General features: G+C 45.1%; 18 protein-coding genes and 1 pseudogene. 5 read left to right on the top strand and 14 right to left on the bottom strand.

Features of this window, described 5'->3' with window-relative positions:
- Complete coding sequence (locus NBH07_RS14475) at positions 1–1,020, bottom strand: Gfo/Idh/MocA family protein (protein WP_009018705.1); 1,020 nt, start codon at positions 1,018–1,020, stop codon at positions 1–3.
- Positions 1,021–1,192: 172 nt separating this feature from the next.
- Between NBH07_RS14475 and NBH07_RS14470 the strand changes: the two are divergent.
- From NBH07_RS14470 to NBH07_RS14455, 4 genes and pseudogenes are all read left to right on the top strand, one after another.
- Positions 1,193–1,648, top strand: a pseudogene (locus NBH07_RS14470) (WbuC family cupin fold metalloprotein); the annotation flags it as partial.
- 162 nt (positions 1,649–1,810) lie between these two features.
- Positions 1,811–2,155 carry an acyltransferase gene (locus tag NBH07_RS14465; protein ID WP_333491410.1) on the top strand — a complete coding sequence of 115 codons (345 nt, stop codon included), beginning with the start codon at positions 1,811–1,813 and terminating at the stop codon, positions 2,153–2,155.
- Positions 2,152–3,288 carry a hypothetical protein gene (locus NBH07_RS14460; protein ID WP_009018707.1) on the top strand — a complete coding sequence of 379 codons (1,137 nt, stop codon included), beginning with the start codon at positions 2,152–2,154 and terminating at the stop codon, positions 3,286–3,288. The genes NBH07_RS14465 and NBH07_RS14460 overlap by 4 nt, the downstream gene beginning before the upstream one ends.
- Before the next feature lie 5 nt (positions 3,289–3,293).
- Positions 3,294–4,625, top strand: coding sequence for a hypothetical protein (locus NBH07_RS14455; RefSeq protein WP_009018708.1), 1,332 nt, complete (start codon positions 3,294–3,296; stop codon positions 4,623–4,625).
- Here the strand turns inward: NBH07_RS14455 and NBH07_RS14450 are convergent.
- The 10 genes from NBH07_RS14450 to NBH07_RS14405 all read right to left on the bottom strand — a co-directional run bounded on the left by NBH07_RS14450 (position 4,606) and on the right by NBH07_RS14405 (position 18,781).
- On the bottom strand, positions 4,606–5,736 hold the full coding sequence (locus NBH07_RS14450) for a DegT/DnrJ/EryC1/StrS family aminotransferase (protein WP_198285383.1): 1,131 nt from the start codon (positions 5,734–5,736) through the stop codon (positions 4,606–4,608). The genes NBH07_RS14455 and NBH07_RS14450 overlap by 20 nt on opposite strands.
- 95 nt (positions 5,737–5,831) lie before the next feature.
- Positions 5,832–7,871 carry a methionine--tRNA ligase gene (gene metG, locus NBH07_RS14445; RefSeq protein WP_009018710.1) on the bottom strand — a complete coding sequence of 680 codons (2,040 nt, stop codon included), beginning with the start codon at positions 7,869–7,871 and terminating at the stop codon, positions 5,832–5,834.
- A gap of 312 nt (positions 7,872–8,183) precedes the next feature.
- Positions 8,184–9,581: a DUF3575 domain-containing protein gene (locus NBH07_RS14440; protein ID WP_009018711.1), complete on the bottom strand. Its 1,398-nt coding sequence runs from the start codon at positions 9,579–9,581 to the stop codon at positions 8,184–8,186.
- A gap of 106 nt (positions 9,582–9,687) precedes the next feature.
- Complete coding sequence (locus NBH07_RS14435) at positions 9,688–10,542, bottom strand: DUF4493 domain-containing protein (RefSeq protein ID WP_009018712.1); 855 nt, start codon at positions 10,540–10,542, stop codon at positions 9,688–9,690.
- Between the two features lie 2 nt (positions 10,543–10,544).
- Positions 10,545–12,320, bottom strand: a complete 1,776-nt coding sequence (locus tag NBH07_RS14430) for a DUF4493 domain-containing protein (protein WP_009018713.1) — start codon at positions 12,318–12,320, stop codon at positions 10,545–10,547.
- Positions 12,321–12,343: 23 nt separating this feature from the next.
- The gene (locus NBH07_RS14425; RefSeq protein WP_009018714.1) at positions 12,344–14,017 is read right to left on the bottom strand and encodes a PCMD domain-containing protein; all 1,674 of its coding nucleotides are present in this window, start codon (positions 14,015–14,017) and stop codon (positions 12,344–12,346) included.
- A gap of 3 nt (positions 14,018–14,020) precedes the next feature.
- Positions 14,021–14,692 (bottom strand): hypothetical protein, encoded by a 672-nt coding sequence (locus NBH07_RS14420; RefSeq protein WP_372584214.1) that lies wholly within the window; start codon positions 14,690–14,692, stop codon positions 14,021–14,023.
- A gap of 144 nt (positions 14,693–14,836) precedes the next feature.
- Positions 14,837–16,645: a DUF4493 domain-containing protein gene (locus NBH07_RS14415; protein WP_009018716.1), complete on the bottom strand. Its 1,809-nt coding sequence runs from the start codon at positions 16,643–16,645 to the stop codon at positions 14,837–14,839.
- Positions 16,645–17,964, bottom strand: a complete 1,320-nt coding sequence (locus NBH07_RS14410; protein WP_009018717.1) for a DUF4493 domain-containing protein — start codon at positions 17,962–17,964, stop codon at positions 16,645–16,647. Before NBH07_RS14410 ends, NBH07_RS14415 begins: the two co-directional genes overlap by 1 nt.
- A gap of 13 nt (positions 17,965–17,977) precedes the next feature.
- On the bottom strand, positions 17,978–18,781 hold the full coding sequence (locus NBH07_RS14405; protein WP_009018718.1) for a DUF4493 domain-containing protein: 804 nt from the start codon (positions 18,779–18,781) through the stop codon (positions 17,978–17,980).
- 867 nt (positions 18,782–19,648) lie between these two features.
- On the opposite strand from NBH07_RS14405, the gene NBH07_RS14400 reads away from it, so the two are divergent.
- A complete protein-coding gene (locus NBH07_RS14400) occupies positions 19,649–20,497 on the top strand; it encodes an AraC family transcriptional regulator (RefSeq protein WP_009018719.1) in 849 nt (282 codons plus the stop codon).
- A gap of 8 nt (positions 20,498–20,505) precedes the next feature.
- Here the strand turns inward: NBH07_RS14400 and NBH07_RS14395 are convergent, their stop codons facing one another.
- From NBH07_RS14395 to pckA, 3 genes are all read right to left on the bottom strand, one after another.
- On the bottom strand, positions 20,506–22,044 hold the full coding sequence (locus NBH07_RS14395) for a YifB family Mg chelatase-like AAA ATPase (RefSeq protein ID WP_009018720.1): 1,539 nt from the start codon (positions 22,042–22,044) through the stop codon (positions 20,506–20,508).
- A 60-nt stretch (positions 22,045–22,104) separates the two neighbouring features.
- Positions 22,105–23,205: a TlpA disulfide reductase family protein gene (locus NBH07_RS14390; protein WP_009018721.1), complete on the bottom strand. Its 1,101-nt coding sequence runs from the start codon at positions 23,203–23,205 to the stop codon at positions 22,105–22,107.
- A gap of 189 nt (positions 23,206–23,394) precedes the next feature.
- Positions 23,395–25,002 carry a phosphoenolpyruvate carboxykinase (ATP) gene (pckA, locus tag NBH07_RS14385; RefSeq protein WP_005860732.1) on the bottom strand — a complete coding sequence of 536 codons (1,608 nt, stop codon included), beginning with the start codon at positions 25,000–25,002 and terminating at the stop codon, positions 23,395–23,397.
- Positions 25,003–25,121 lie beyond the last annotated feature (119 nt).

Below are 25,121 nucleotides of genomic sequence, written 5' to 3'. Positions count from 1 at the left end.
TCAAGCCTTCCCCGCATAAATCCTCCGTATAATATCCACCACCTTCATACCTTCCAAGACGTTGGTCGTTATGATCTCGCCGGGGGCGCCGGAAAGGACATTGACCACGTTACGGATCACGAAGTTGTGGTTTTGGGCGGAGCCTTTGTAAGGGCCATAATCATTGCCGGGGTTGGTAGGGGCCAATTCCGGCATTTTATACCCCTTGATATGGCAATATTCTACCTCATTCATATATTGACCGCCGATTTTCACGCTGCCATTCTCAGCCACGATCAGCATGCTGCTTTCCAGATTCTTGTCCCATACCGCCGTAGAGTAGCTCAAACTACCCATTCCACCGTTCACGAAATTAAAATTCACGAAACCGGAATCCTCAAAGGCGGTCAGTTTCTCGTGGTTGAAGTCGGCGAAACGGGTCTGGATATTACAGATATCCCCGAATAACCAGTACATAATGTCGATGAAATGGGAGAATTGGGTGAATAAGGTACCACCATCCAAGGCAGCGTCGCCATGCCATCCTCCGGGTTTATAGTAGCGTTCGTCACGGTTCCAGTAGCAATTCAGCTGCACCATATAAATCTGGCCTAATTTTCCGGACTCAACCATCTCCTTGATCCAGACCGAAGGCGGGGAATATCGGTTTTGCATCACGCAAAATACCTGCTTACGGAATCTCAGCGAGGTATAAACCACTTTCTCGGCATCCGCCAAGGTCAAGGCCATAGGCTTTTCTATGACCACATGATGTCCGCTTTCTATCGCTTGGATCGCCATCTCGGCATGTAAACCGTTGGGTGTACAAATATTCACCACATCTATATCCAATCCCAAACGGAATAGTTCATCTATATTCCGGGCGAAAGGGACCGCATAAGCCTCGATCCCCAGCTCCTCTTTCGGACGGATATCACACAAAGCGACCAACTCCGCCCCTTCATCCCGGGTAATCATCTCGGCATGACGCTTACCTATATGACCACAGCCGATCACGGCGAAACGTATCTTCTTATTCATAAAACACTTATTCATTAAAGAAGTACAAAAGTACTTCTTTTAGCAACAAGAACCTAAATATTGCCTTAAAAACAAAAAATGGGCTGAGAACTATCTTATTCTTTATATTATTCACACTCATATTAAATTTATTCCGATATTTAGGACGTTAATCTTAAAAACTCATTTTACAATGAAAATCATTGATAGCACATTACTAAATACCGTAAGCGAACAAGCTAAGACAAACTCACGCTTACGAATGAATTATAACTTCCATAAACAAATGGATGAGCCTGTTCAAAGATTATTAAATGCTCTTGAGCCAAATACATATTTACCTCCTCATAGGCATCTCCAAGCCCAAAAACAAGAGATATTCCTCGTACTAAGAGGGAGTGTACTTACATTTTTGTTTGATGACAAAGGCACAATTACACAAATCCACGAGATTAACCCTGCTAAAGGTGTTTTCGGTATGGAAATAGAGCCAGATATATGGCATTCTTTTATTATTCTAGAAACCAATACTGTTATATATGAAATCAAACAAGGGCCATTTGCTCCTATAGACCCTAAAGATATGGCCCCATGGGCTCCAAAACCCCAAGAAACAGAAGCTGCGCAAAATTACATACAGGAACTATTATCAGCTTATCAACCCCAATATATAATCCACCCAACCGCAGAAGTAGCACCTTCCGCTACAATCGGAAATAAAACCATCATTGAGAACCATACAATAATCGGAGAGAATGCAAAGATTGGTGAACAATGTAAAATACACCGGAATATCTACGTAGACAATGATGTGCAAATAGGGAATAAAGTAAAGATTCAAGATAATGTCATGATTCCGCACGGAGTTACGATCGAGGATGGAGTATTCATAGGCCCCGGTGTAGCTTTCACTAATGATAAATGGCCTAGATCGATCACGGAAGATGGGGAATTAAAGACCTCCGAAGATTGGGTTTGTTCCGAAACCATCGTAAAATACGGAGCCTCTATCGGAGCGAACGCTACTATAGTTTGCGGAATAACTATCGGAGAGTGGGCCATGATAGGTGCTGGAGCGGTCGTAACCAAGGACGTACCGGCACATGCGATAGTGATAGGGAACCCGGGAAGAATAATTAACCAGAAAGTAAGATGAGACAGTATATAATTGATTTCATACAAACCATTTGCATATCCGTATTCGGTTTAGCGATTGTAGCATCATACAAATTATATAATAGAAAAAAATCCATACGGAGCAGGGAAAAATATCTATCCACTCACTATAAGAGTGACAACGAAATAGAATTCGTATGTACCGACTTCGATTTTTTCGATCATGATGAAAAATATGAACAAGAATTGATGTATGTAACCCTTTCTGACACTCAAATACGATATGATTTCACCATATCTATAGACGAAAACCTCAAAAAAGGCCATTTCAAAAAAATCGATGATTTCATCAATGAGTTTTATCCAGATAAAATTGATACAGCATCCTTAATCCAATCCATCCTTATCCAAGAACCACCTTCCACTGGAGAGAACCTCATCCAATATGGCATCCAGTCTTTATCCAGAGGCAGAATCGACTTTGAGGGAAGACCAGAAGCCTCTTCTCTCTATATCACATTATGCGAGATCGACAAAAAAACCGCTTGGCTAATTGATAACATCTACAAACGTCTAAGAGAACAAGACGAGAACGTATTACGCCTAAAGAGCCGGGAACTAAAATTTAAGGTAAGTCAACTTAACAGCATTCTTGACCTAGAGAAACTTCTTATTTTTATGACTACAATACAGATATCCGGCTTTATCGCATGGAAAAAATCAGATAAAGGAACTGTTAAATTAATATTTCAACAAAAGGAAGATAAAGAACTGTTTTACGCATACGATTTTCCTTTGTATGCCCACAAAAATAACATCTTACTACCTATGAATGGAAACAATGCCTCATTAGACTATACCCGACTAATCCAACAAGAAATCTTAAACCATTATTCCCAGCCAACACAAAAACAAAAATACGACATCGTGATTACAGATATTTGTTTAGACTACACCCATGGGTTTCATCTAAAACTACTCAGTTACGCCGGATACACAGGAGAAAAGGAAATCAAGTCTCACAAAAACTCTATAGCTTTAAACATCGAGTACACTGAACTAAGGAATCATCTCACTTACAAATGCAAGAATAAAGAGATAGCCTTATATGCTCTTTCTCTCAGTCAAAAAGCGAGACATAATATCGAGTGTTTCTTAAATAATCTAGATTAAGCCATATGATACACCTATTTTATCCCTTATTATCAAACAGCCATCTATATCAGTTTATTACAGACTGTTTTTCATTTTCTATCCCAATTGTTGTCATCGGAATATTGGGTACTATAATCATAGAGGTCTTACTCTCTTATTTTTCTCCCTTGATTAAGAAGTTCAAGGACTATCTAAAAAAAAATAAACTGGAGAGAAAAATCAAAAAGATAACACACTCTAACTATACACCTTTAATATCTAGTTTCACATACGAGATAAATGGGTTCCCTATTGATATCACCTCTAACCGATTCATTTGGCCTATTCCTACAGATGGAGACAGAAGGACTCGGCTAAATAAAAAACTCCACTTCGGAAAACCTCAAAGAACAAATGAACACACATATATATATAAGGAGAATATAGAAAAAATAATAAAAGATTACTTCCAGCCATATATTCCCAATGCTAATAAGTTCCTAAATGAAACAGCAAATGAGATAACAGATAAGTTCATAGAAGATCTCAAAGCCAATAAACTCCGTTTTAACAAATGGCTTTATGGAGTCTCTAAAATCAAGGGAAAGAAAATGATCCAACTATATCATTCCGATTACTTTACATTTAAATTCACAGTACATGTCTATAACAAATTGAAAAAAATCATATCAACAAATTCACTACAGACTCCATTATCCCACTACACAGATCTGAAGCATATCGAACGATTAAAACCATTTCTGAACTCCATCGGAATAGGGGGATTTCTAATTCTTGACAGAGGAAAGGGAGATGAGATTGTCTTTGGTTGGAGGGATAATCGTAGTTGTGAGAGTGGAGGGTATTGGCATTTTACATACGATGAAACTTTTACTCCCGATGATGTCGCAAATGACACAAAAGGCGAAAATGGTATGATCACTTGTCTAAAGAGGGCGCTATTTGAGGAAGTTGGCCTTACATATCATCAACAAAAAATTTGTATGCATCCCAATCATATGGGAATTATCGATGCTGGAATTATCCATACGGATGGAGACGATAATCGGTTTGAGTTTGAGGTATGCTCATTCGCCCGTCTCTGTTTTTCCGACGAATTCACGATTGATGATTTCATTAATAGCTACCAATTCGCTAAAGATGCAGCGATAGAAACCAGCAACCTGCATTTCGTACCAATAACCGAGCTAGACGAATTCTTAATGAATGAGAAAAACAGTTTTTCTCCCGAAGCAAGGCATCTCTGTCTGCAACTAAAAACACGAATTGAAGAAGAGGTCATTGCCAACGATTACACATGTTTTGAGGACATCAAACGAGCAAGAGAGTCTCAATCTATACATAAAAATCTTTAATCTTACATACAATATACTCTTGAACATCCTCTTCCATCTCCGTATGTATAGGGAGGGAGAGGACGTTTTGTGTAAGGCGTTTAGCTACAGACAAGTCGCCTCCATGCCGAACATGATCCTTAAACGCAATTTGTTCTTGCATTGGAACGGGATAGTAAATCAAGGCAGGGATTCCATGTTCTTTTAAATAATTTTGCAAAGCCTCACGACGGCCATCCAAGACCTGTATCGTATATTGGTGGTATACATGTGTTGAGGAAGGAATACAAGTAGGCAACAATATACCATCCAAGCTTGATAAGCCTGCATCATATCGCCGGGCAGCAGCTTGTCGGGAGGCAATAAAGTCATCTATATGTTTTAATTTAGCATTTAAGATAGCCGCCTGTAAGGTATCAAGGCGGGAATTACAACCTATAATCTGATGATGATACTTTACATTTTGTCCATGCACCGTAGTCATACGGATTTCTTCTGCCAAGTCCGCGTCATGTACGATCACAGCTCCTCCATCACCATAACATCCTAAAATCTTTGTCGGGAAAAAAGACAAAGCGCCAATATCGCCTATCGTCCCGGTCTTTCTTGAGGTTCCGTCCGGGAATGTATATTCCGCACCCAATGATTGCGCATTATCTTCAATAACATATAAATCATTTTTCCTAGCCAATTCCAATATCGGATGCATATCACAGCTTTGTCCAAAAAGATGGACCGCAATGATAACCTTCGTACGATCCGTTATAGCTTCAGCTATGGCTTCCGGAGAAATATTAAAAGTACGCTCATCTACATCAACCAAAACGGGAACCAGACCTAATAAAACCGCAGCCTCAGCCGCCGCCGCATATGTGAACGCCGGCACTATTACCTCATCTCCTCGCTTTAAATTCAAACGCATCAAAGCGATTTGTAAAGCATCGGTACAGTTTCCACAGGGAATCACATACTCCGTATCTAAATAAGCTGCCAGATTTGAGCCAAAAACCTTCACCATCGGGCCATTAATAAAAGAGCTACTCTCTATCATTGAAAACATAGCTTCATCTATCTCTTCCTTTAGTCGATGATATTGACCAACTAAATCAACCATTTGTATTTTTTTCTCCATATCTGCGATCTTATTATTTAAAAATGAAAAAGGAAGGACATTCAAATAGCACTTGAATGTCCCTACTTTTAATTATGCCATTCCAAAAGGATTTCCTATTTCACCTCACTACCCGGTTTCACCTCTTTCTCCGGAGTGATAACCGCCAGCTTTCCATCAAAATTCTCAGCGGAGAGAATCATGCCCTCGGAAACAATGCCTTTCAGCTTACGGGGAGCTAAGTTAGCGATGAAGCAAACTTGCTTGCCTACCAATTCCTCGGGTTTATAATGTTGGGCGATGCCCGATACGATCGTGCGTTTCTCCAGGCCATCGTCGATACGGAACTGAAGCAGCTTATCCGCTTTCGGAACTTTCGTGCATTCCAGAACCGTACCCACGCGGATATCCAGTTTCATGAAATCATCGAACTCAATATTCTCACGGATCGGTTTCGCCTTATAATTCGCTTCCTCATTCGCTTTCTTCGTATCCAATAATTTCTGCACTTGGGCCTCGATCACGCTATCCTCTATCTTCTCGAACAACAACTCTGCCTTGCCCAATTGATGACCGGCCTCCAATAGATCCGTAGCACCTAGGCGATTCCATCCCAACGGCTCTACATTCAGCATCTTGTTCAGTTTCTCCATGCTAAACGGCAAGAACGGCTCAAAAGCGATCGCCAGATTAGCCGTAATCTGCAAAGCGATGTTCATGATCGTAGCGACACGAGGCATATCCGTCTTCGCCAACTTCCAAGGCTCCATATCAGCGAGATACTTATTTCCGATACGGGCCAGGTTCATCGCCTCTTTCTGAGCGTCACGGAAGTGGTAGGTATCCAACAGGCGTTCCACGTTCTCTTTCACATCCGCGAAATCCTTCAAGGTCTGACGATCGTAATCCGTCAACTCGCCAGCCGCCGGCACCTTACCCTCGAAATACTTATCCGTAAGGACTAACGCACGATTCACGAAGTTCCCTAAGATAGCGACCAACTCGTTATTATTACGAGCCTGAAAATCTTTCCATGTGAAATCATTATCCTTTGTCTCTGGAGCGTTGGCCGTCAAGACATAGCGCAACACGTCTTGCTTACCCGGCATATCCACCAAATACTCGTTCAACCAAACCGCCCAGTTGCGGGAAGTAGAGATCTTGTCGCCCTCCAAGTTCAAGAACTCATTAGCAGGGACATTCTCCGGCAAGTTATAAGAACCTTCCGCTTTTAGCATGGAAGGGAACACGATACAATGGAATACGATATTATCTTTACCGATGAAATGGACCATTTTAGTCTCTGGATCCTTCCACCAAGTCTCCCAACTATCCGGCAGCAACTCCTTCGTATTAGAGATATAACCGATCGGAGCGTCGAACCATACATACAGCACCTTTCCTTCCGCCCCTTCTACGGGAACAGGGATACCCCAATCCAAATCGCGACTCACCGCACGGGGTTGCAGACCCATATCCAGCCAACTCTTACACTGCCCGTAGACGTTCGGCTTCCATTCCTTATGATCCTCCAAGATCCATTTACGCAAGAATGGCTCCCACTTATCCAAAGGCAGATACCAATGCTTCGTCTCACGCATCACCGGCTTGCTGCCACTGATAGCGGATTTCGGATCGATCAAATCCGTCGGGCTAAGGGAAGTACCACAAGCCTCACACTGGTCACCATATGCCTTCTCGTTTCCACAATGCGGACAAGTACCCGTGATATAACGGTCGGCCAAGAATTGCTTCGCCTCCTCATCGTAGTATTGCTCGCTTGTTTTCTCGATGAATTCGCCTTTATCATACAATGTACGGAAAAAATCCGAGGCCATCTGATGATGCGTAGCGGAAGTAGTACGTGAATAGATATCAAACGTGATACCGAACTCCTCGAACGATTTCTTGATAATACCGTGGTAACGATCCACCACATCCTGCGGCGTGATCCCCTCCTTCTTCGCTCTCAACGTGATGGGTACCCCATGCTCGTCCGAACCACCAATCATCAACACTTCCTCTCCCTTCAAACGAAGGTAACGGGCATAAATATCAGCAGGCACATACACCCCGGCCAAGTGTCCGATATGCACCGGTCCGTTCGCATACGGCAACGCCGTAGTAATCAGCGTTCTCTTAAAATGTTTTTCCATACCTTGTGTTCTCTTTTTGAGGGGCAAAGGTACGGAATAATTTGGTTAGACGAAAAAGAATAATTTCCTTTGTGAGTGAGTTTCCTCTTAATGAGGCTAGGAACTTTACCTCTAATAATAATATATATGGGAAGAAGACATAAAAACAAGGTATAAAAAAAGAGCTTACCGCTAGGGGACATAAGGCGGAAGCTCTTGGCATCATCGAAAAAGGTAATTTCTTCGACAAAAAGAAGATTATTATAATAAAGATCGAAGATAAGATTTACACAGCGTCCATTACTACTTCCGAGAAGGGGACTTTAATCTCGTTTATTTAAATCCAAACCTATACACCAGCGCCAACCGGAAATTAAGCATGAAATGGGTCGCTGAGAAATTCTCCGTAGTCTCGCTCACCTGTGCATCATAATCCCGCTCGTAAGTGGAAGCATCAAAGATAATTCGTGAGCCAAAGCCAAACCCAGCCTCAAAAGCGAAATTCCCGGAGATAGGTTGCAAATAATTCAGCATCGCCCCGATACCGAAGAACTGTCCAGTCTCTCCATGTCCTAACGGCTCATTATCGCGCACGTTGAAGTTTCCGTATTTCATCTGCAAGCCCACGTTGAATCCCCGATAAGTACCATCATCGTTAAACCATAGTCGAGGCTCCAAAGATAGCACCGACACTCCCCACAAATTATTAGGATTCCCTTTATAACCAAACCGAGAATACATACCTCCCAATACGACAGAACCCCAACCTCCAAACATATACTCCAATTCCAAGTTTGGCATGATAGACCCTGTCTTCAATTCCGCTCCCTCCTTACCGACACTTAAACCCGGGGGAACCGTCATCCAAGGCAGTACATTCGTCCTAACAGTCAAATTTGTCATTTGGAAAGTAGGATAGACTTTCTCCATCGTCACGGCACGAGTCTCCGCCTGTCGGGGCTGATATGCGGTAGACTGCCGTTCCGGAGCTTGAGGCTCAGGGGTTACAGCTACCGTTGCCTGCCGAGTAATCTCAGGTTCCGTCCGAGCCGGTTGAGAGACTACCGGCGTTTGCCTCACCTTCTCCTGCGCAGGAGGAGCCACCGGAACCATCGCCCCTTCCTCATAAGGAAGATCGGCCTTATTGCTGATCACGACATAAGCGAACACCTCATCATCCACGCAAAGATCCGGATCATTGAGCACGTAAATATAAGGGACCTCCGTATATCGTTTTAGGCTTGCCGAGATAGCAGGTATAGACTGATCCGTGGAATAAAAGATCTGCTTATTGGCAAACTCCGGCATAGCGAAATAAAGCAGATACACATGCACGCTATTCCCCCACTCCCCACTACGGTCTACATAGAAGGAGATTTGTTTATTATCAAGCTCGTATTTGTTTTTCAGATATTTCCTCACGGTATTCCCCCGCCACATGGCAGTGTTGACAGCGGTTTTGGATACCGCTCCTGTCTCAGTATAGATATGCGAGACGATCAGCACATGAAACTCCCCATCCATCAAAGGATTCATCACCGGCCAGATTTTCCGATTGAGTCGCTCCATCTCTATTGAATTATTCCCGTAGGTAGCTTGTAGATCAGCCTCTCCGGGTATAAAGGAAAACAAGAATGAATCGCCCTTGGATTTCTCATTCTCCGATTGCCCATGGGCCATAAAGATTGAGAGAAGCGAAAAACAGAATAGAATAATTAGCGAATGTCTCATACCTTGTTCTTTATGTTATATTTTTTGCAAAGTTACTACAAAAAGTAAGATACGTAATATCATTACACTTGGAAATCGGACGGAGAATCTGGATAAATGGAGACAATCACTCGTAAGGATTGACCTCGACCGGTATCTCGACAATCTCCACCGTTCCGTTTACATTGATGCTCAACGTCAATGTACCTTGCGTATTCGAAAGGCTATATTTCACGTTGTAGTTCTTCTTGGCCGTGGTAGTAGTACCATCCTTTTCCTTTATCGGTGACGAGGTAGCGAATGTCTTGGTCTCGTCTGCGATCAACTTGCCTTCTATGCGGATATATACATTCGAGAGACCGGGTTTCACAAACAAAGTCTTACCGATTTCTAGGGTATTTACAGCGGATAGCAGGGAATATTCAGGGTTCTCTTTCGTAGGATCGGCAGCGGTACCGGTGTACACATAAAGCTTAGTGATCGTAGCCATCTTCTGCAACTCGGCGAACGTTCCCGGATCGATCGTGATGATCGAGTTGGTGAGCGTGGCGGTGATAGAGGCCTTTGCAGCCGCGGCGTTGGGAGTGACGGTTACGATTTCCGTTGTCTTCCCTGCAAGCATGGGGCTGTCGAACTGCAAATCGCCGATCATTTGGCTGTACGTAGCCGATAGTTCCGTATAGGTACCGGCGGGAACGGCCCTTGTGGCCCCATCAGCGAAATCGGAGGATTTACCTAAAGTAATAGGGCTGCCACCTTTTGTACCGGTGATCACCAGATTGTTTTTAACTTCGTCACTGATCGTGACCGTTGATGTAGCTTTCGTTGTTACACTAACGGAGGCATCTGCCTCAAGGGCAAGGTTAAGCTTGCCGGTCTCTGTGATAGCCGACGGGTTTCCGGAATCCTCTAGGATGTTGCTACAGGAGGGGAGGAAGACTAATGCCAGGGCAGTTAAGCCAAATAAGAGTATTTGTTTCATATTTATTGTTCTATACTATAATAAACGTTTATCTTATAAACTATTGAATGAGTTTGCCCTACCCCATAACTATTATTACATTTTATATAGTTATTAGAGGATGATAATACAGAAAAACGTTTTTCTTCGACTGTTTCACTGTTAGGATTAAAAATAGTAGCACCCGCAACCGTTGTTCGAAACAACTCATTTGTTCCTATAAACAAACTAAAAGTAGTACCACTCGTTGCTCCCTGCACATGATATTTTGTATCAATTTCCACATTCAGCTCTTTTGGAACATAAAATTTATTAAACAAAATAGATTGAGGATTAGATGTAGCATTCTTTCCCAATTGTACATAACCGCTCTCCCAGCTAAGCTTTCCCTCCCCTGTCCATTCTTCTTGTTTCGGCGGCTCCGCCTTATACGGCAACCCCGTCACATGGCAGTCACTTGGAGTGGAAATCTTCTCTGTCCCATCAAAAATAACCGCCGCTGTCAGCGAGTGCTTTTTCCAAGCAAGGGAAGTGAAACTTGCTTTTGCACCATAGGCAAACTCTCCTGATTCTTGTCCGGTATCCGTTTTATAAGAACTCTTCAACAAACTCGAATAATTCGGATTATTCAATATACCCTCAGCTATACTTGCCGTAGCCACGATATCAACAATGCTTGATCCATCCATCGCATTCGCAGCGGTAGGATTATTCTCTTCCGCATAAACCGAATAACTCGTGCGACCGGAAACACTTACGGAGAAGTCCGGCTCTGTAACCGCAACATCTACCGGAGGAAGCGTAAACTCCTCGCCTGTTCGCAGTCTAATAGAGGTAGACAACTTACATCCCTTCGGGACATACGGCCATCCCTCCACCACAGTCATGGCACCAGTAAGATTATTACCTGAATAAGTCCGGATAGGCGTGTCATTGTATAAAGCACTGATTGTCCAAGTATCTACCAACTCAATAGGAACCCCTTCCGCTACACAGCCCAACGTTATCCTAGAACCCGTCAGCAGACCTTCTTCATACGTTGGTGTAGCAAGTGCTTGCATCTGTATGTTCGAGAAGATCGACAAATCCGGGTCACACTGAACGATATATTGCTTACAAGCCTCCGCTTGATCAATCAAGTCCCATCCCTTCGGGGTCGCCGACTTGTCCAATAGATTCGTACCTTCGAACAGAGCTTTCACCGTCTGCCCGGAACGAACAAACAAGGTTCCCTCCGAAACCTCATGGGTAGCTAAAACATCGGAGGCTTCTCCCACCTCTACCGTCAGTTGCCAAGTCTTATAATGCTTTCTCAGATTTTCACTTACCGCAGCCACCAACATCGTATTCGCCAAGGAAGTCTCAATGGATTCCACCAAGCTCTCTCCCGGCACGATACGCACCTCCTTGGAACCATAAAAATAAGGACTCTCTTGGATCAGTTCATTCGTTCCCGCATATACCTCCAGAGTATAAATGCTCGTAGGCAACTCCAAGTTCTGCCCCTCTATCTCTGAAAAGGGTTTCGGATACCCTTCATACGAAGTACCCCCTTGCTTAATATCAATCATGAAATCCGTTTTTGCGGGAATATACGTATCGGGCAACGTAAGCGTTCCCGCCTTCGTCTCCACCTCTGCGGAAACAGCGGCCGAGATATCCCCCAGCGTAAGCCGGAGATACCCTGTGCCCTCCCCCTTCGGGGCAGAAAGCTCCTCGCCCACGCAAGCGGAGAGTGTCGCGAGCAGGGCGAAGAAGGGTAAATATATGTACAAGTGAATATGTCTCATTGCTTTCATCCTATCGTTTGTTTTCCTTATTGTTAGTCGTAAATCAATTCACATTCATCCAGCCAAAGCTTGCTACCCTCGCCACCCGTGAAGTAATCGCCATACTTGCTAGCAGAAGCGACTACCACGATGTATTTAGGCGTACGGTTCGTGTAGCGGTAATCCAGCACGATATCCGCTTGCGTCCACGAGGAGACAGACTCGCCCTTCGTCAGCTCGCCGTAAGCGATCACTTTCGGATCCGAAGGGTCAAAGAGCTGACGTTCGGAAGGCCGGGTACGGATCTCCAGCGGAGCGTCCCAGTCAGTCAAGGCGATATAGACCTGACACGAGTCCGGGCGACCTACCAAATATTTGAAATCATCGTCGCCCGACTTGTTGATCGGAACGCAATTGTATTTATAATGGATCCGCAACTTCGAGGGGAAGCTCGTGAAGGGACGGCCGAATTGCAACACACCGTTCGTCCCGTCCGTCCGCACGTAAGTACCCGTAAAGATGTTGCCGGCAGCAAACTTCAAGACGATATATTTCGACTCCAGCGAGGCAGCTTGCCCACTTCCCGTGCTCGTCTCGGTAGTAGGCGTGGAGTTGCTGTTACCCACGGTGGTAGCCCCTTTGTTTCCCGTATCCCAGAAGGAGGTTCCTCCCTCCGCCCAAGGTTGCCAAAGCGTATTCTTGCCCGCGGGCACGGAACTCCAGTCATCGAAGCTCCCGTTCGTCAAGGGTACCGCCTCCGCCGTGGTAAAAGATTGCTCCTCTCCCGCTGTTCCATCTACCGATACCCGGTATTGGTAGGCAGTGGCAGCCTTCAGCCCCGTCAGCGAGGCCGTAAAGGAGGTACCGGACACCTTCACAGCCGAAGTCGCCAACGTGCTCCAAGCCGCATCCGCCTGTCGCTTATACTCCACGACCGGTGTCTTCCCGCTCTGGATCTTTCCGGAAAGCGTAGCACGGGTTACCATCGCAAAAGCTTCCGCACCACTTGCGTTACTCTCCTTATGATAGACGAAGACATTCCATTTCGACATCGTCTCCTCCCAGTTATACCCCACATAGAACTGCCGGGGACCTTTCGAATAATCTTTCTCCGCCGGATCGGTAGGATCCGGTTCCACACGCCCGAACTCCCCACCAAGCATCATGCTGTTCACTTGCAGGTCGCTTAACGATTGATCCGGAGATACATAGATAATCACGTTACGGTTCACCGGATCGATCACGGCATCCGCCACTTGCCCCGTCACGTCCACTTCTCGTTTGATCAATTGCGTCACCGACACCTTCCAGACATATTCCTGATACGTTTTCACCGTAAAGGAAACCGGCTTGGTAAAATCCACCCGCGTATTCGCATCGGAAGAGATACTGTCCAAAGAGGCGAAACCCGTTGTCGGGAAACGGAGTATATCCGCACACGCAGCCGAATCGGCCATCAAGGTAGCTCCCTCTGTCACTTTCAAGGATTTTATCTTCAAACGGGAGAGATCCACCGAGTCGTTCACGAATAGGGTCACCGTGCGGGCCTTCGCATCGATCGTAGCCTCCACGCTCTGTCCCTCCTCACCGGCACGCTGCCCCTCCACCGTCATCGAAAGGATGGCTCCCTCCAACAACGGATAAGGGATATCATCTTCAATCACGCAAGCGGTCAATGATAACAGACATATTATATAACAGATTATATTTCGATTCCTCATCTTCATTCCTTACAGATAAAACGTCATACCAATATTGATCGAGAAGAGATTGATCTTGAAATTTCCGGAAGAGACCCGCTGCCGTCCCTCCTCTACTTTGTTTGTTTCTTGATCGATCCACTTGAAGTCGAAGCCCATCACACCAACCGACACCTCTACCGCCGACCAATCCGTGATAAACGCCGTCATACCCGGGGCGAAACCGATCTGCATATTCTGTACTGTTTGATACGAGCCGTCATACTCCGCACCGGAACCGGTAGAGTTCTTTCCCGTGCCATACCCATACGTCAAGCGAGCCTCGTTGAAAAGACCGAAGATCTTGCTTTTGCCGATCGGCATATACGTCCGGATAAAGCAAGAGGCCTCATACTTATGCTCCAGATAATACAAATTCTTTAAACTGATATTGAAATCCTCGCCCAAGTTCAAGTCGAAATTACCCAGATCCAAGTAATTCCGCTTATAGGCGAAACGTGCGCCCATAGAGATATTATCGCGAAAGAAATAACCGAAATAAGGGCTTACGCTAAAGTCGTATCCCTTCCCCTCGATATCCTTGAGGACGAGGAAATTCAAGTTACTCTCGTTATGCTCCGAATAAGATACCGTACCACCAGCCATCCATGTTCCTTTAGGAATAAAGACTGTCTTCTGTATCTCGCGGTCGATACGTTGCATACGCCGTTGAGCCTGTGCCTCACCGACACCACCCAACAACAAAAAAAATACACCCAATAGGGGAACTATCAAAGTCTTATACATTATTCACCTTCTATTTAAATTCAAATATCTCCGGACGAACCTCGCTGACCTTCCACACGCCTAATTCCCCGAGCCTAAGAGCTTGGGGGAATCACCATAGATGAGTTCGAGGTCATCGAGGTACAAAACACTCGAATCACAACCCACAAAATAATCGCCATACTTACTCGAAGAGAAGACGATGATGATATGGGTAGGCTTTTCCACCAAATTGCGATAAGTCAAGTCGATCGAGAACTGCTTCCACTCCGAAGAAGTAACGCATTCCGCATCAGGCAATACACCATAAGCGATCACGTCGAAACCGCTGGCATCCTTACCGGTTCTTAAGATAGAAGCGAAATCTTTCGAAGTTCCTGTCATATCCGTGTTGTCCAACCGATACGTTCCGTTCGTGAGAACGATATAAGCAGACCAAAGATCCGGATCATCTTTTGCTACAGGAGTCCCTGGAATAGAGGTAATGCCTGAAACTCTATTTATATTACCTCCTTTATATTGGAACCATCCTTTTAGTTGAGTAGGACGAGAAGTGAAGGGACGACCGAAATCAATCTTGGCACCTTTTGTACCCACCAAACTAACAAATTGTCCGACATATAAACTAGCTGCCGCAAACTTGAGTACAGCCCATTTAGATGCCAATTGCGCTGACATACCTCCTGTATGGACTGTTTCCGTATCACCGAAAGTATTGCTTCCTATATAAGTTGCTCCTCCTGGATTGCTGGAGTCCCAGAAATCTTTTACTGCGCCTAGATAACTTATCTTGCCATCCGCAACCCACGTTTCCATATCACCATAAGGTAGAGGAGTAGCACTTTCTGTTTTAAACATCACCTCATCGCTCGCATACTGATCACTCCCCTTACTATAAACAAGACGATACATATATGCCGTTTCCGGTTGCAAGCCCGTCAGAATAGCTTTATAATTCTCCCCCTCTTGCGTGGAAGCTAAAGTATTCCAATTCGCATCGTCCTTCTTTTTCCACTCAAATCTCATCGCACTCGGATCCAGCACGAAAGATTCCGACTTAGACAAAATACTTCCTTCCAAATGGGCGAACCGGCTCCATAACACAGCCGGAGTCTCTGCGCCCAGTTGCGTGGAAGCGACCGTAGGTACCTCGAAGGTATAGGTATATTCCTTTTCCGAGTCATCTGCTTCCACGGTAATCCCGCCATTGCCGGAATCCCCCAACTTGCAATTCAAGATATAATGATCGCGCGCCTTTACACCCGTAATCGGTTTCTCCAACGCTGGGAAAGTAGTCCCTGCCATATTGGTCACAGCGGTTCTCACGGTCAAATCCCCCACCGGGAAATAAACCACCCGCTCAGTCGGAGAGCAAGTAGCCGACTGCGGAAGCACCCCTGAGACAGAGGAAACGACCTCCATCGCCAAGCTCTTAAACACACTCAACACGGAGGTATCGAAACGGAATGTCACTTTCACGTTTGCCAACCGGCAAACAATCGAGGCCGACACCGAACTGCCATCCGCAGGAATGGTCACCGTTGTGGAACCCATATAATAAGGGATACCCTCACCCGAGGCATTCCCGTCAAAACCGTTTGAGGAAGCGGCTATCGTATAATTCCCCGGGGACAGCATCATTTCTTTCCCTTTCCACTCCAGATCAAAATTGTCTGTGCGTTTCACGATGTTCCCACTGGCATCCTCGATCTCCACATGCAGTTGCTTCGGATTATAATTCTCCGGGACAGCCGATTTGGTATTCGTACTTGACACCGCAGCCACATCCAATCGCAAATAGCCCATCTTGCCCTGCAAAGAGGTATCTTCCTCTTGACAGGCCATCAAAAGACATAAACTAAACAATAGCACATATAATCTTTTCATCATTATTCTTCTATTGTTATGGTTAAGACTCCTGAAGTTGTATTGCCGGATTGATCTTTCAAGGTAATCTCAAATTTATGTTCACCTGCCATACCTATCATAAATGGGAAAAATCCACCTACCGGGAAAGTATAAGAAAGTGCTCCCTTTTGAGGCGATTTCAAATCCTTCCCAAGTTCTTTAAACAAAGCCTCAACAGCTGTATTCCCCACAAGTTCTTCACCTGTCAGGAAATCGATAGGGCCACCATCATCAACACTTCTATTCTTAAGTTCCATCAACGCTTCCGTAAAAAAATCTCCATCAGGAATAATTTTTACAGTCATACTCTCAATGCCATTCTTTGCGTCAATCAACGCATCCGCTTTTTCCGGAGCATTTGAAATATCCGCCTTCATAGTTATATCCTCCGGCAAATTCAGCACCAAGTCTCCATCCCCACCCGGAGTCGGGTCTGGATCCGGCTTCGGATCCGGAGTCTGATTCTTATCATTCACCTCGATCTTCACCTCCGTATCCGAGTTGGCGAAAAGAACATTCACCGTAACGTCGATACCGATCGTACCACTCGTCGGCGCATCCGGAGCTTTAGGATCCAAGGTGATAATCAGCGCATCGCCTCCCTTGAAATTAGGGTCATCCTCCTCCTCATAGCCCGTCTCCGCATCCGCCTTGTAATAAGGCTGGGAAAAAGTAATCGTATTCCCCGTAACGGTAGTCGCACGGATATTCAGCGTGACATATTCAGCCCCGTTCTCCTCGAAAGCATAGTAACCGACTTTGGGAGTCGTTCCTATCGTATTGTCGTGCTCAACCTTATACGCTATGCCAGAGCCATCGTCCAACGTAATCGTCCACGATTGAAACGCCGCCAGGAATTCCACTGAATAGTTCAATTGGATCCGGCTGTTTCGCATCTTACACTGCACGTTGGCCTGCGTATCCTTGTTCTTCTCGATCAGCAGATCCTTGTCGCCCAAATAATAAGGGTGATCCATCCGCTTCTTCAAATCTCCCGGCGTATGCGAGACCACATTATACGTACCCACCGGCAACTCGATAGAAGCGGGCAAGTCACTCACCCGATCGAAATCTTTCGTATAATCCTTCACCTCATCGCTTACCCCCACGATACTCACCGCGAAGTTATCCGTAACGACCGCAGACTTCGTCTGTACCTTCGGAGCGATTGCCTCCACCGACAAGCTTAGCAAACCCGAACCTTGCGATTCCTTCTTACCCAAGATCTCTTCCCGCATCTCGCAAGAAGCCAAGCCCACCAATAGGCAAAGGGCCATTCCTATCTGATTCAATGCTTTCATTTCCTTTTCTTATTTATTTCCAAGTTGGAGGGATTACAATATCGATCGGCTTGTCCTCCGTTGTCTCATCTATCGTGATCTCCAAGCCCAGCTGACCGTGGTTATAATTAGGTTTCACCTTCAATGTCCAGCCTTGGTTCGGACTTAACGTTTTTGTCTGGACAACTGAGGCCTCCTTGGTCTCATACTCCGCCTTTGGCGTCAAGGTGATCGTCGCCTTGACCGTCTCACCTGCCTTATCAACCTTCAGGTACCAAGGTTCCGTATCACCTTTCGCCCACGTAGCCGTAGTAGATCCGTTCAACGCCTTGGTATCATATACCACCTTATAATCGCTGAAATAGGTCGCCATCGTCGCGTCAAAATCCACTTGCACCTTGGCACAAGTAGGCACACATTCCACGGAGACCGATTTGTCCTGGTCGCCACCTTTCACGCCAAACGCTTTCTCTCCATACACGTAAAACTCATTTCGGGAAACTACTTGTTCCTTGCCATAAAAAGCCTTCAGCTTATACGCACCCTCCTCCAGCTCTATCGAGGCAGGCCGATCCTTAAACAAGAACTCATCTTTAATATTATCACCAGAAAGGATCTGCAACGTATATCCATTCTTATCTTTATACGCAGCCTCATCCACCGCCTTCGTCTTGGAACCGGAGGCGAATCCCGGCTGCGCGTTCAGTTCGAGCGTGATCGTCCCCGTCCCTTTCGCCACGGGCACTCCACCCAGTTCCTCCTGTTGGCAAGAGGCCAGCGACAAGCATCCACCCAGCAGACAAGCCATCCCCCAACTCATAAATCTCATTTTTCTCATATTAATATCTTTAATATACTCACTCCTCAACAATAAGGATATTCAAACCCAAATTCAACTGCAAAAGAACAACATCCCAACAACACGCACAAGGTCTGTTTATATGATTACCTATTCTCTTTTTTAGATTTCACTTCTCACTCCCACACATACAGAAGTGTTTAAGAAAACAATTATGTCCGATTTTTGTAAGCCTCTGTTCTCTTTTTCAAATAGCACAAAGCAACAAGCCATCGCCTTGACCGTGGAAGAAAGATCGTTACAAAATGACAATTTGTAATCTTAACTCCCGAAGAATCGATTATTCCGGGTAAAAGTACGTGCCGTTCCCAAATTTTTACAAAAAAAACCACAATCCACTGTTTAATAGTTCTATATCCCAAAACGGCCTTTTATTCTAGCGAAAACAATTCATGCTAATTCATATTCGAAGCGTAAAAAAGGGAGATCCGGGGGGCAAGAATCGGGTTATACCAGTATACGAATGCCCATTCGCGACTACTCACGATCCAGTTCTCGACTACTTACGATGCCCAACGGCAGTATCGGCGTTGCCCAACGACACCTATCGTGCGTACTTTCACCGCCTAAAAGGTATCCAAAACACGGTTTTCTCACAAAAAAGGCCGATTATTACCTGTGTACTCCCGCTATTTTTGGAAGCATGGAAAACAGTCTTGTCACGATATGCGGATCCTTTTGATCAAAACGTCACAAAAGAAAGAATTCCGATAACAAATCTGCTTTCCGGCAAAAGCGGAGCTCAATCCTACCAAGCACAAGAAATATTCCGCAAAAAGACACGACAAGTCTTTGAAAATATCTACTTTTGCCAAGTATTCATGCTTAAGGAATGATAAGAGAGACATGGAAAAAGACATCCCTAAAATAGACCTGCCCCAAGATTGGGTCATCGGGAAGCTCACGGCCGGAGATATTGGATTGCTGAACCTCTACGCCAATTATCCCTGCCGGCTGAAAGCGGGGATCTTCGTGTTCTGCCTGAGTGGAGAGGTGGAGGCCTCCATCAACCTGACGCAGTTCAAGGTTGAACCGGGAAGTTTTATCTCGATCTTGCCAGGCAGTATTTTCCAGATTCATAAGATAGGCGGAGACCTGCAAATCTATTTCATAGGATTCTCATCCGATTTCCTCGAAAAGGCAAACGCAAGTAAATCGGTCATAGATATGCACTATATCGTGAAAGAAAATCCGATCTACAAACCGAAAGAGAAAGCCCTGCCCCTGTTGAAAGATTATTTCGAGTTGCTGATCAAGACTTACGAGCTGTGTGGCTCCCAACTGAGCAGGAGTGTTATCAATCACCTGTTTACCGGCATCTTGATGGGGGTAAGCACCATGTATAAAGATCAAACGGCAGATAAACAAAATCTCTCCAAAGCAGAGCAAACCAGCAAGAACTTCACTCAATTAGTAATGCAAAACTACACCATGCAACGATCCGTTGCATGGTATGCCAAGCGGCTTGGCATCACACAAGCGCATCTAAGCAGCATTATCAAACAAACCACCGGAAAAACTTGCGTGGAGATCATCACCTCCATGGTAATCATGGACGCAAAGGCTCAGCTGAAATCAACAAACCTTTCCATACACGACATAGCCTATGCGCTTAATTTCACGAATATGTCTTTTTTCGGGAAATACTTCAAGCGCCACGTGGGTATGAGCCCGCAGGAATATCGGAATAGTTAAGTTGATACTCACATCCCCCAATTCTCCCGATCCAAGCTCCTGTACTGAATCGCCTCCGCCAGATGCCGTACCTCGATCCGCTCGGAAGCGTCCAAGTCCGCTATCGTGCGGGAGACTTTCAGGATACGGTCATAGGCACGGGCGGAGAGGCAGAGACGTTGCATGGCGGTTTTGAGGATGGAGAGGCCGGAAGCGTCGGGAACGGCGTACTGATGGAGTAGCTTGGAGTTCATCTGGGCATTACAATAAATACCCTCATAAGCGGCAAAACGCCTTTCCTGGATCGCACGGGCTTTTATGACCCGCTCACGGATAGCGATACTAGGCTCTGAGGGCTGTTGCTCGGAAATCTTCTCGAAAGGGACAGGGACAATCTCTATCTGGATATCGATACGATCGAGTAATGGGCCGGAAATGCGGTTCATATATTTCTGGACGGCTCCGGGAGAACAGAGACAAGGACGGTCCGGATGGTTGTAGTAGCCGCAGGGACAAGGATTCATGGAGGCCACAAGCATAAAGCCGGCTGGATATTCCACCGTGAAACGGGCACGGGAGATATTGATCACTCGATCTTCCAATGGCTGTCGCATGACTTCCAAGACACTCCTGTTAAATTCCGGCAACTCATCCAAAAAAAGGACACCATTGTGAGCCAAGCTGATCTCTCCCGGCTGCGGGAAAGTGCCACCTCCTACCATGGCGACATTAGAGATCGTATGATGGGGAGAGCGAAAAGGACGTTGTACCATCAAGGAGGTGCCACCTCCTATCTTACCGGCTACGGAATGGATTTTAGTTGTTTCCAAGGACTCATGCAAGGTAAAAGGGGGCAAGATCGTGGGGAGACGTTTCGCCAACATGGACTTGCCACTTCCGGGAGGACCTACCATGATCAGATTATGTCCGCCGGCGGCGGCCACCTCCATCGCACGCTTCACGTTCTCTTGTCCCCGGACATCGGAGAAATCGCAATCAAACAATTGCTGGCGGTCGTAAAACTCCTTACGGGTATCAATGACCGTAGGCCGCAATGTCGGTTTCCCCTCCATAAACTCCAGCACCTCTTTGATATTCGAAGCTCCATACACTTCCAGATCGTTCACTACCGCAGCCTCACAAGCGTTTTGCTTGGGTAAGATAAAGCCCTTAAAGCCTTCTTCCCTAGCCTTAATAGCGATAGGCAATGCCCCTTTTATCGGTTGGAGGCTCCCATCCATAGAAAGCTCGCCCATCAATACGAATTTGGATAAGTTGGATGAATCTATCTGCTCTGCCGCCGCCAGAATACCGATCGCCAAAGGCAGATCATAAGAAGACCCTTCCTTACGGATATCTGCGGGGGCCATATTAATAACGATACGATTGCGGGGGAATTTATAACCACATACTTGAAGAGCCGAGATAATGCGTTCATGGCTCTCACGAACGGCCACGTCCGGAAGACCGACTAAAAAGAATTGGATACCTTTGGAACAGTTCACTTCTACGGTAACGACCGTAGCGGAAATCCCCTGCACGGCAGCGGCATAAGATTTTACTAACATAGTTAAGAATTTTGAGTTACTAATTACAAATTAAAACCGGAACCTCCTGTTTTCAATCGCTCAGTCTTCGAACAAGTTTTCCAGTGTTTGCTTGATCTCGATTCCATTCTCTGTTTTCATCAAGATCTTATGATCCTCATCTATCAAGAAACAGCGTGGCAATACGCTTACGTTATACAGATCTATCAACATAGCCGCTTGTCCAGCCGAATCTGTTACCAGGTTCCACGCTATACTATCCTTCTTCAGTACATCCCGGACATTATCCGGATTATCGTCCAAGCTAACCAAAAGAATATCCAACTGATCTTTCGGATATTTCATCGCTACCTTATCCAGATATAGATCCTCTGTCTGGCACATATCACACCAAGGAGCAGTAAATGTCAGCAATAAATATTTCTGCGGGAAAGAATCCAAACTTACCGTATTCCCATAAATATTCCTTACGGAGAAATCTGGGGCTTCCGCACCCAAAGCCGTACGTTTCGCACGGGCGCTATATTGCTCCAGCTCCTTCACCAGATAAAAGTCTTTCAACCTTGGATTCAATAACGCCAACAACTCATCAATTTTACGAGTATCATCGGGATCTGAGAAAAAAGATTGAATCAAGACAACGGATACCTCTTCATCCGGGTTCTCTTTTACGTACCGGATCGCTTCCTCGCTCAATTGCATATTAACATTCGCCAAACGAGCGGCGATATCCGTCTCCTCGATCGTATCGTTCAAATCCTTGCTATTTAAAGAATTTGATAAATTTGTCAATTCCGTCAATAAAGGAGCGATTTTTTTCTTAAAAGCGGTCAACTTATCATTTGTCCGTCCCCCCTTTACCTGCAATAGCAATGGAGAGTTAGCGTCGCCCGTGATTTTCACGGTTTCTCCCGGTTCCAGATAAGCCGTAACCCAATGCTCTTTATCCGCAAAGAAGATAGTCACACAATGGAAACCCGCTTCATGTTGATCGATCTGGAACTGCCCGGGTTTCGTACAAGCCACTGTATCAACCACTTTATAATTATCCTTCTCAAATACAGCATATACGGTTTGATCTTCCAGATTAGAAAGTTCCCCTTCAATCCGATAGACATAATCCTTGCCACAAGATGACAAACAAATTATAAAGCCAATAATAAGTGCCAGTTTTTTTATCATTACTCCTTTTTAAGCTCTTCTTATAACAGATAATCCGGTCTAAAGGTAGGAATATTTTTTAAAACTACTTCACATTTATAATAAAATTAACGCAGTTATCATAAAAAAAGCGCAGAATTAGTAATTCCACGCTTTTTTATAAAGATATTTTTAAACCTTGACCTTTTTTGATCAAGGTTTTTTAAGCAATTATAACTGAGGACCAGCAGCAACCAATGCCTTACCAGCTTCGTTGCCCGTGAACTTAGCGAAGTTCTTCTGGAAGCGAGCAGCCAAATCCTTCGCTTTCTCATCCCATTGAGCAGGATCAGCATAGGTATCGCGAGGATCTAAGATCTTCGGATCTACGCCCGGTAATGCAGTCGGAACCTCGAAGTCGAAATACGGGATCTTCTTTGTCGGAGCCTCGTTGATAGAACCATCAAGGATAGCGTCGATGATACCTCTTGTATCTTTGATAGAGATACGTTTGCCGCTACCGTTCCAACCTGTGTTCACCAAGTAAGCCTTTGCGCCAGTCATTTCCATCTTCTTAACCAACTCTTCGCCGTATTTTGTCGGGTGCAATGACAAGAAAGCAGCACCGAAACAAGCGGAGAATGTAGGAGTCGGTTCCGTGATACCACGCTCTGTACCTGCTAATTTAGCGGTAAATCCAGACAAGAAGTAGTATTGAGTTTGCTCCGGAGTCAAGATAGATACTGGAGGCAATACACCGAATGCGTCAGCAGACAAGAAGATAACTTGTTTTGCGTGCGGGCCTTTAGAAACCGGCTTAACGATGTTCTCGATGTGATAGATCGGATAAGAAACACGAGTGTTCTCTGTAACTGACTTATCAGCGAAATCGATCTTACCATCAGCGGCAACTGTTACGTTCTCAAGAAGAGCGTCACGTTTGATAGCGTTGTAGATATCCGGCTCGCTCTCTTTATCCAAGTTGATAACCTTAGCGTAGCAACCACCCTCGTAGTTGAATACACCTTCGTTATCCCATCCGTGCTCATCGTCACCGATCAACAAACGTTTCGGGTCCGTAGACAAAGTAGTCTTACCAGTACCAGACAAACCGAAGAAGATAGCTGAGCTCTTGCCCTCTTTATCCGTGTTAGCGGAGCAGTGCATAGAAGCGATACCACGCAACGGGTTCAAGTAGTTCATGATAGAGAAGATACCCTTCTTCATCTCACCACCGTACCAAGTATTCAAGATAACTTGCTCTTTAGTCTTCAAGTTGAAAACAGTAGCAGTCTCAGAGTTCAAGCCTAATTCTTTGTAGTTGTCAACTTTAGCCTTAGCTGCGTTGAAAGAAACGAAATCAGGTTCGCCGTAGTTAGCCAATTCCTCAGCTGTCGGACGGATGAACATATTAGTTACGAAGTGAGCTTGCCAAGCAACCTCCATAATGAAACGTACTTTCAAACGAGTAGCCTCGTTAGCACCACAGAATGTATCGACAACGAACAAACGTTTGCCAGACAATTCTTTTACGGCTTTAGCCTTCAAGTCTGCCCAAGCAGCCTCAGAACAAGGCTTGTTATCATTCTTATATTCATCAGAAGTCCACCATACAGAATCTTCGCTGGCTTCATTCTTTACGAAAAATTTATCTTTAGGAGAACGACCTGTATAAATACCAGTCATCACGTTTACAGCACCTAGCTCAGTTACCTGGCCTTTCTCGAAGCCTTCCAAACTCGGTTTAGTTTCTTCTGCGAACAGAACATCATAAGACGGATTGTGAACGATTTCTTTCACATCAACAATTCCGTACTTGCTTAAATCTAAATTAGCCATCTTGAATTTAATTTAAATGATTGACTTTATATAACTTTTCTCTCTACTCTAGTTCGATACGGTGAGGCTTTCCGACCTTTTGGAGCTTGCTGCGACTCCACCTTGTTAACCGCGGTACA

This window comes from Parabacteroides sp. B2-S-102, from assembly GCF_023656665.1.
Taxonomy (GTDB): Bacteria; Bacteroidota; Bacteroidia; order Bacteroidales; family Tannerellaceae; genus Parabacteroides; species Parabacteroides distasonis.
This window is presented reverse-complemented; position numbering and strand designations above follow the sequence as displayed.